At 56.9% G+C, this 8,067-nt stretch carries 9 protein-coding genes and 1 pseudogene; 7 read left to right on the forward strand and 3 right to left on the reverse strand.

Annotation, left to right across the window (positions count from 1 at the left end; translation table 11 throughout):
• From ACOCD2_RS08365 to ACOCD2_RS08380, 4 genes and pseudogenes are all read left to right on the forward strand, one after another.
• Window positions 1–238: pseudogene (locus tag ACOCD2_RS08365) on the forward strand (hypothetical protein); the annotation flags it as partial.
• Window positions 239–244: 6 nt separating this feature from the next.
• Complete coding sequence (locus ACOCD2_RS08370) at window positions 245–628, forward strand: type IV pili methyl-accepting chemotaxis transducer N-terminal domain-containing protein (protein WP_293646400.1); 384 nt, start codon at window positions 245–247, stop codon at window positions 626–628.
• Window positions 629–667: 39 nt separating this feature from the next.
• Entirely contained in the window at window positions 668–949 is a 282-nt protein-coding gene (locus ACOCD2_RS08375) for a hypothetical protein (protein ID WP_293646398.1), read from the forward strand.
• Window positions 950–970: 21 nt separating this feature from the next.
• On the forward strand, window positions 971–1,354 hold the full coding sequence (locus ACOCD2_RS08380) for a hypothetical protein (RefSeq protein ID WP_293646396.1): 384 nt from the start codon (window positions 971–973) through the stop codon (window positions 1,352–1,354).
• Window positions 1,355–1,760: 406 nt separating this feature from the next.
• Here the strand turns inward: ACOCD2_RS08380 and groL are convergent, their stop codons facing one another.
• The 3 genes from groL to ACOCD2_RS08395 all read right to left on the reverse strand — a co-directional run bounded on the left by groL (window position 1,761) and on the right by ACOCD2_RS08395 (window position 4,491).
• Window positions 1,761–3,404 (reverse strand): chaperonin GroEL, encoded by a 1,644-nt coding sequence (gene groL, locus ACOCD2_RS08385; RefSeq protein WP_293646394.1) that lies wholly within the window; start codon window positions 3,402–3,404, stop codon window positions 1,761–1,763.
• A gap of 103 nt (window positions 3,405–3,507) precedes the next feature.
• Window positions 3,508–3,798, reverse strand: a complete 291-nt coding sequence (locus ACOCD2_RS08390) for a co-chaperone GroES (protein ID WP_293646392.1) — start codon at window positions 3,796–3,798, stop codon at window positions 3,508–3,510.
• A 240-nt stretch (window positions 3,799–4,038) separates the two neighbouring features.
• Window positions 4,039–4,491 (reverse strand): FxsA family protein, encoded by a 453-nt coding sequence (locus tag ACOCD2_RS08395; RefSeq protein WP_293646390.1) that lies wholly within the window; start codon window positions 4,489–4,491, stop codon window positions 4,039–4,041.
• Between the two features lie 79 nt (window positions 4,492–4,570).
• On the opposite strand from ACOCD2_RS08395, the gene cutA reads away from it, so the two are divergent.
• From cutA to ACOCD2_RS08410, 3 genes are read left to right on the forward strand one after another with little or no spacing between them, the layout of a single operon-like run.
• On the forward strand, window positions 4,571–4,906 hold the full coding sequence (gene cutA / locus ACOCD2_RS08400; protein ID WP_293646406.1) for a divalent-cation tolerance protein CutA: 336 nt from the start codon (window positions 4,571–4,573) through the stop codon (window positions 4,904–4,906).
• Window positions 4,894–7,287, forward strand: a complete 2,394-nt coding sequence (gene dsbD / locus ACOCD2_RS08405) for a protein-disulfide reductase DsbD (RefSeq protein WP_293646388.1) — start codon at window positions 4,894–4,896, stop codon at window positions 7,285–7,287. The genes cutA and dsbD overlap by 13 nt, the downstream gene beginning before the upstream one ends.
• A 2-nt stretch (window positions 7,288–7,289) precedes the next feature.
• On the forward strand, window positions 7,290–7,835 hold the full coding sequence (locus ACOCD2_RS08410) for a TlpA family protein disulfide reductase (protein WP_293646386.1): 546 nt from the start codon (window positions 7,290–7,292) through the stop codon (window positions 7,833–7,835).
• The last annotated feature ends 232 nt before the right edge of the window (window positions 7,836–8,067 follow it).

Genomic DNA, 8,067 nt, shown 5'->3' on the forward strand with positions numbered 1-8,067 from the left:
CTACGGCAAAGGCATTCGCCCGGACAAAACCCGCAAACAACTCCTCGACAGCATCCGGGAATTCGACCGTAATTTCGAGGTCATCAGGAAATCCACGGATAACCCCGGCGTGCAGGACATGCTGGTTTTTATCGAAATGGCGAAGGATGAGCTGGCCCAACTGGCCAAGCAGCCCTACAACAAGGAAAACGCCTCACTCGTATTGGACTACAGCGAAACCATGCTGGAAGGCAGCTAGGATATCGTGTCCCGGCTGGAGGCAGAATCCAAGCTCAAGAAAGAAGACATCGTCAACCTGGCCGGGCGCCAGCGTATGCTCACCCAGCGCATCGCGAAATACTACATTGCCTATCAGGCGGGCTTCCACGATCACAACACGGTGGATCAGCTGAATACGGCCGTGAAGGAATTCGAGCAGGCCCAGGCCGCACTCATCAAAGCCAAGCGCAATACACCCCAGATCAAGGCAGAGCTGGAAAAGGTTAAAAAACTGTGGCACGTGGTAGCCAAGTTCTACAAGGACGTGGAAAGAGGTGGCCTCCCCGTTATCGTGCTGGCCACCACCGACAACATCATGGCTACCATGAACCAGGTTACTCACCAGTATGTGGAACTGCTGGGCTCCTGAGTCCTGCACATCAATCACTAACCGTTTGGAGTACAAGACATGAATTACACAATTATCAGCGCACTCGTGTTCGGTGTCATGCAGATGCACGGACACGGCACCTTATCAACAGCCACCGCCGGCGAAATCGACCTCGTGGGCAAGCGCCTGGTAGCTGACCGGGATATGGCTGTGGAATGGACCAGAGATGCCAATCTCGTCAAGACCCTGTGCAGCAATGACAGCCCCTTGTGGAAAAGCTTCGACCCGGCTTCCGTCAAACAGGGTACCAGCAGAAGCGCCGCAGAAATCTGTGCCCAGAACGGACTCATGAACTGGTAAGAGGCCAAGGCCTGGATAGGCGTGCTCAACAAGCACGCCTACCTCGGGCACAGCGACTGGCGGCTGCCCCGGATACAACAGAAGGACAGCAGTTGCTCCCTGCACATTCAGGCCGATCAGGCCGGTAACACCGTCAGTCTGGGTCACGGTTGCCTCAACAGCGAACCCGGACACCTTTTCCATGCTTCCCTGGGCAATCCGGTCTATGAGGGTTCGGCATGTCAGGACAATTGTCTGACCAACCACGGTCCTTTCAGCAACCTGTCCGGCAACATGTACTGGACAGATACCGAAATAGCTTTCGATACTTCCCTGGTCGGCGTATTCGATCCCGGCAACGACTGGCAGGATGCTGAAAAGAAAACCTCCGATCTGCTGCAGGTCTGGCCCGTACACGCTTTGTAAACCGCGGGCTGATTGACTGCTGGACATCCCGGATATTGGAGTGTTAACCCGGACAATTTACCGGAATGCGCTTTTTTCCCGGAGAGATTTTCGCTCAGATCGTTAGTGTGGAAATAAGCTTAAGCTATTAATATTGTTGTATTCTGTATGATACAGTTTCGCGCTATGACTGTAGGTCGGGCTTCAGCCCAACAACGGCGGCCACAACGGAGCAATGTCGGACTGAAGTCCGACCTACGGACACGGACTATTCCATCATCAGGGGTGTGACCAGAGGACTCATGAAGGTTAGAACGGCCTGCACCGGAATAACATTCTTTACAGCTGCTTTGTCGTAATCCTCCCCCCCAAAAAAAAGCCCCCTGCCCTGTAAAAGGCCGGGGGCTTTTTGTTCGCGGCAGGTGGCTTACATCATGCCGCCCATACCGCCCATGCCACCCATATCAGGCATAGCAGCTGCGGCCGCTTCTTCCTTCGGCTCTTCCGCCACCATGCACTCGGTGGTGATCATCAGACCGGCGACAGAAGCAGCATTCTGCAGTGCGCTGCGGGTTACTTTGGTGGGATCGAGAATACCCATCTCCACCATATCGCCATATTCACCGTTGGCTGCATTGTAACCATAGTTGCCATCACCATTGGCGACTTCGTTCTGTACGACAGAAGGCTCACCACCGGCATTGGCCACTATCTGGCGCAGGGGCTCTTCCATGGCGCGACGGGTCAGGGTGATACCCACGTTCTGGTCTTCGTTGTCACCACTCAGATCGGCAATGGCGCGCTCGGCGCGAACCAGGGCCACACCACCACCAGGAACGATCCCTTCCTCGACAGCCGCACGGGTAGCGTGCAGCGCATCTTCGACGCGGGCTTTCTTTTCTTTCATTTCCACTTCCGTGGCGGCTCCCACCTTGATCACGGCAACACCGCCAGACAGCTTGGCTAGGCGCTCCTGCAGCTTTTCACGGTCGTAGTCCGAAGTTGTTTCTTCAGCCTGAGCACGGATCTGCTCACAACGGGCTTTGATGTCATCTGCACTGCCCGCACCATCGATGATGGTGGTCTCTTCCTTGGAGATGGTGACCTTCTTGGCGGTACCCAGGTCATCCAGGGTAGCCTTTTCCAGGGAAAGTCCAACCTCTTCGGAAATCACGGTACCACCGGTGAGAATAGCGATATCCTGCAGCATAGCCTTGCGGCGGTCACCGAAGCCCGGCGCCTTCACGGCGGCTACCTTGACGATACCGCGCATGGTGTTCACGACCAGAGTCGCCAGCGCCTCGCCTTCCACATCTTCTGCGATGATCAGCAGCGGACGTCCAGCCTTGGCCAGAGCTTCCAGTACCGGCAGGAGATCACGGATGTTGGAAATTTTCTTGTCGTGCAGCAGGATGAACGGATCTTCCATCTCCACGGACATACTTTGCTGGTCATTGATGAAATAGGGAGACAGATAGCCACGGTCGAACTGCATACCTTCGACCACATCCAGCTCATTGCTCAGAGAGGTGCCTTCCTCGACAGTGATGACACCTTCCTTGCCCACCTTGTCCATGGCATCGGCAATGATGTCACCGATGGCCTGGTCGGAGTTGGCGGAAATGGAACCCACCTGGGCAATGGCCTTGGAATCGGCGCAGGGCTTGGACATGCCCTTGAGCTGTTCAACGGCTGCTTCGACGGCTTTTTCCATGCCACGCTTGAGATCCATGGGGTTCATGCCGGCGGCAACGGCCTTCAGACCTTCGCGAACCATGGCCTGGGCCAGAACGGTTGCCGTCGTGGTACCGTCACCGGCAACGTCAGAGGTCTGGGAAGAAACTTCCTTGACCATTTGCGCACCCATGTTCTCGAACTTGTCGGTCAGTTCGATTTCCTTGGCTACCGATACACCATCCTTCGTGATGGTAGGAGCGCCGAAAGATTTTTCCAGAACGACATTTCGGCCTTTTGGACCGAGGGTTACTTTTACGGCATTCGCCAGTACATTGACGCCGGCCAGCATTCGCTGACGGGCTTCATCACCAAATCTCACTTCTTTTGCAGACATGTTTCCACTTCCTTAATTTCTAAAAATTGATCAGTAACAGGGGACAGCTTCAAACCGATATACATACGGGCGCTGAATCCCCAATCCCGGGAGCGACAGACAATCAGTCTTCGATCACACCCATGATGTCTTCTTCACGCATGACCAGCAGCTCTTCGCCGCCAATCTTGACTTCCGTGCCGGCATATTTGCCAAACAGCACCTTGTCACCCACCTTCACATCCAGGGGACGGACTTCGCCGTTTTCCAGGATCTTGCCATTACCTGCGGCAGTGACTTCACCCTGAATGGGCTTTTCGGTGGCGCTGTCCGGAAGCACGATGCCACCAGGGCTGGTGTGCTCTTCTTCCGTGCGACGGATGACCAGTCGATCATGCAATGGACGGATCTTCATAGATAAACTCCTAAAATATCTTGATTTTGTAGGTTTACGATACGAGAGTACTAGCACTCCCCTGTAGTGAGTGCTAATAATAGGGGCGAAAAAGGGAAAGTCAACCCTTGCCTTCCAGAAAAATACGGGTTGGTTTAGCTGGCAGAGCGCTCAAGGTCTTGACGACAATGGAAGCGGTAGTCATGAGGCGGGACTTTCTGAACAGCTCCCGGTCACTATTCCGGCATCAAGCACGCTGAGTCAGTCGTCGTCCCGGCGATACTCGCCCTGGATGATATGAATCTGCTTTACCCCGGCGTCAGGCATATCACCCGACCCGGGGGCAGGTTGCAGATTGCCACTGCGCCTGAGCATGGCCAGAATGAACTTGCGGCGCAAAGGCGGCACCAGCATGAGGAAACCGAAGATATCGGTGATGAATCCCGGGAACAGCAGCATCACCCCGGACATCATGATCATGGCGCCTTCGAGCATTTCCAGCGCAGGTGCCTCGCCCCGCGCCAGGGTGCTCTGCACCCGCGTGAGCACCGACACACCTTGCAGGTGCACCAGATAGGCTCCCAGTATGGCGGTGAAAACACTCAACAGGATGGTCGGCAATGCACCGATCTCGGAACCCACCTCGATGAGCACGTAGAGCTCCACCAGGGGAGCCCCCACCAGTATCAGTAAAAAAATAATTCCCGGATTCATCTTGCATACCTTGGGGCAAATACGTTTAATTCAAGCTTCCGTCTTTCCATCTACACATTCTTGCATGAAAAACACCGAAATGCCGGTCTCTACTCCTGAGCTTTTGCTGGTATTGTGCACCTGTCCGGACGAGAATACCGCTATGCAACTGGCACAAACCCTGGTGGAGAAACGGCTGGCGGCCTGTGTCAGCTTCAACGGCGCCATACGGTCGGTCTATCGCTGGCAGGGAGAGATACAGCAGGATCAGGAAGCCCTGCTGATGATAAAGACCACAAAAAACGGTTGGGCGAAGCTGGAACAAACCCTCCTTGAACTGCATCCTTACGATGTGCCCGAAATTATTGCCGTGCCTATCAGCGCCGGCAGCAAAGACTACCTTAACTGGGTAGGGGAAAACATATGTACCGATTGATCCTATTGTTTTCATTCCTCATACTGTCGCCAGCACTGCTTGCCGACGAGGAACTGCTCAAGCCCGATCAGGCTTATTCCATTTCGGGCGAAGCGGCCGGCGACAGGATCATCGTGCGCTGGGATATTGCAGACGGTTACTACCTTTACCGCAACAAGTTCCGCTTCAAGGCAGACAGCAAGGAAATCTCCCTGGGCAGCCCTGATCTGCCGCCGGGCAAGGTCAAGAAAGACCCTTTCTTCGGCGATATCGAAATCTACCGCAAGCAGGTGGCTGTGGAACTGCCCTACCATATCACCGGCAAAGCGCCCAGCATGCTGGAACTCGAGGCCCGCTCCCAGGGCTGCGCCGACGCCGGCATCTGTTATCCGCCCCATACCCAGAAGCTGCTCATTGCCTTGAACACCCAGGCCGATCTGCCCCCACCGGTGACACCGGCAGCTGCGGCCGACGCACAGGAAACGCTGGTGCAGGTCAGCGGCTCGGAAATCCCCGAAGCCCAATCCAGCCCGGCCGAACCGGCGGCGGCTACACCTTCTCCGCTGGATGCCCTGGGTGCGCTGGGCGACGATCTCGGACTGGAGGACGACGATGGCATCCTGTCTCCGGACCAGGCCTACAGGCCCTTCGTTGAATCGAAAGACGGAAGGAATCTCGATGTTCACTGGGAAATCGCCGACGGCACCTATCTGTATGAAGACAAGGTCAAGGTCAGCATCGATGGCAAGGACGTTTCACTGGGGGCGTTCAAACTGCCTCCTCCCAAGATAAAACACGATTCCATCAAGCCTGACGGCAGCATCGGTGACGTGGCGGTATTCGTGCACAAGCTGGACCTCAGCATCCCTCTGGTCCGCGGCGGCAAGGAGGCCACCGAAGCCACCGTGACCCTGAAATACCAGGGCTGCGCCGAACGGGGTATTTGCTATCCGCCACAAAAGAAGCAGTTCAAATTCCAGCTGCCGCCGGTCTCCCAGGCTGCTGTCCCGACTGCCAAGCCTGCAGTCGCAACCTCTGTAGCGACACCGGCACCAGCGCCGCAACCGGCTCCTTCAGCACCCACCGTGGAAAAGTCCGAACAGGACCAGATCGCCTCCATGCTGGGAAGCAGCAGTACCTGGCTGATTCTTCTGACATTTTTCGGCATCGGCCTGTTGCTGGCCTTCACTCCCTGCGTGTTCCCCATGATTCCCATCCTGTCTGGCATCATCGCCGGGCAGGGGGCCGGCATCACCACCCGCAAGGCTTTCACCCTTTCGGTGGTCTATGTGCTGGCCATGGCCGTGACCTACACCATCGTCGGTGTGCTCGCTGGCATCTTCGGCGCCAGCATGAATCTGACGGCCGCCTTCCAGAATCCCTGGATACTCAGCGCCTTTGCTCTGCTGTTCGTGCTGCTGTCCCTGTCCATGTTCGGCTTCTATGACCTGCAGCTACCTGCCAGCTGGCAGAGCAAACTGAGCGAGATAAGCAACAAGCAACACGGCGGCGAACTCAGTGGCGTGGCCATCATGGGCCTGCTGTCCGCACTCATCGTCGGCCCCTGCGTCGCTCCGCCACTGGCCGGGGCCCTGATCTATATCGGCCAGACCGGTGATGCCGTACTCGGCGGCGCCGCCCTGTTCGCCATGGCCCTGGGCATGGGCGCCCCTCTCGTGGCCATCGGCACATCGGCCGGCAAGCTGTTGCCCAAAGCCGGCAGCTGGATGGACGCAGTGAAAGGCGTGTTCGGCGTGATGATGCTGGGCCTGGCCATCACCATGCTGGAGCGCTTCCTGCCCCCAGTCGTCATCATGGGGCTGTGGGGTGTACTGCTCATCGTCTCCGCCATCTACATGGGCGCGCTGCAGCAGCTGAGCGTGGAAGCCAGCGGCTGGAGCAAGCTGTGGAAAGGCCTGGGCATGGTGCTGCTGATCTACGGCGCCCTGTTCCTGGTAGGCGTGGCCGCCGACGGCAAAGACACGCTGCAGCCCCTGCGCGGCCTGTCCGCTGGCAGTGGAACTGGCGGCGTACCCTCACACCTGCAGTTCAGAAAAGTGAAGAGCGTTGCCGACCTGGAACGCGAACTGGCCATGGCCAAAGCTGCGGGAAAACCCGTGATGCTGGATTTCTACGCCGACTGGTGCATCTACTGCAAGCAGATGGAAAGGAACGTGTTTTCCCGGCCTGATGTGGTTGCCGCCATGAACAACTTCGTGCTGCTGCAGGCGGATGTCACCGAGCAGGATGAGAAAGACATGGCGCTGATGGAGAAAATCGGCATACCTGCACCGCCCGCCATGATTTTCTGGGGCACGAACGGAGATGAAATGAAGCACTTGCGCCTCATGGGCTATATGGGCGTGGGTGAATTCAAGAACCACATCAGCAAAGTGAAATAATCATGAAGTTCAGACAGCTCGCCTTGCTGGCAGCCATCGGCCTGGGCCTGGGCGCCGTGATCACCGGCGTGTATCAGTGGCGCCTGCAGCACCATGAAGTGCTGCCGGATTCCCATGGCATCTACACCCAGATACCGGATTTCACCCTGCCCAACCTGGACGGCAACCCCTGGCGTGCAGAGGAATGGCGCGACAAGATACTGGTCATCAATTTCTGGGCCACCTGGTGTCCACTCTGTCAGGAGGAGATGCCTCTGTTCGTGAAACTGCAGGAGCAGTTCGCCGACCGCAACGTCCTGTTCGTGGGCATCGCCATCGATGACAGGCAGGCGGTTCAGGACTTTGTCGATACCCACGGCATCGAATTCCCCATCCTGCTGGGGGAAGATAAGGCCCTGGAACTGTCCACCCGGCTGGGTGACCGTTTCAACGCCCTGCCCTATACCGTGGTTGCCGACCGCGGCGGCAAAATACTGCTGCGCCAGGCAGGTGAAATGCAGGAAGCCAAACTGCGGCCACTGCTGGAAACCCTCACCACCTCGCCCTAATAGGGGAATGATGGGTTTCGTTCCTCAACCCATCCTCAAAATACTGGCTGGAACCGATAAACGATCACGACCGGGTAGGATGCGGTGAGGTACGAACCGCATCGCAACCGATTTCCTGATACTGTTCATACCTCACCGCATCCTACAAAAATACGGGCGGTGTCCCGCCGTCCACTGTCCGGCGGGAAAAGCGCACGAACCTACCGCGCCAGCTTGAGATCAAGGTTGGTGG

Origin of the sequence: Thiolapillus sp. (assembly GCF_048562965.1) — a bacterium.
GTDB lineage: Bacteria > Pseudomonadota > Gammaproteobacteria > Chromatiales > Chromatiaceae > Thiolapillus > Thiolapillus brandeum_A.

Coding starts and splice junctions, on each gene's coding strand:
- ACOCD2_RS08375 (WP_293646398.1), top strand. CDS start 668: ATGAATTACACAATTATCAGCGCACTCGTGTTCGGTGTCATGCAGATG.
- groL (WP_293646394.1), bottom strand. CDS start 3,404: ATGTCTGCAAAAGAAGTGAGATTTGGTGATGAAGCCCGTCAGCGAATG.
- ACOCD2_RS08390 (WP_293646392.1), bottom strand. CDS start 3,798: ATGAAGATCCGTCCATTGCATGATCGACTGGTCATCCGTCGCACGGAA.
- ACOCD2_RS08395 (WP_293646390.1), bottom strand. CDS start 4,491: ATGAATCCGGGAATTATTTTTTTACTGATACTGGTGGGGGCTCCCCTG.
- cutA (WP_293646406.1), top strand. CDS start 4,571: ATGCCGGTCTCTACTCCTGAGCTTTTGCTGGTATTGTGCACCTGTCCG.
- dsbD (WP_293646388.1), top strand. CDS start 4,894: ATGTACCGATTGATCCTATTGTTTTCATTCCTCATACTGTCGCCAGCA.
- ACOCD2_RS08410 (WP_293646386.1), top strand. CDS start 7,290: ATGAAGTTCAGACAGCTCGCCTTGCTGGCAGCCATCGGCCTGGGCCTG.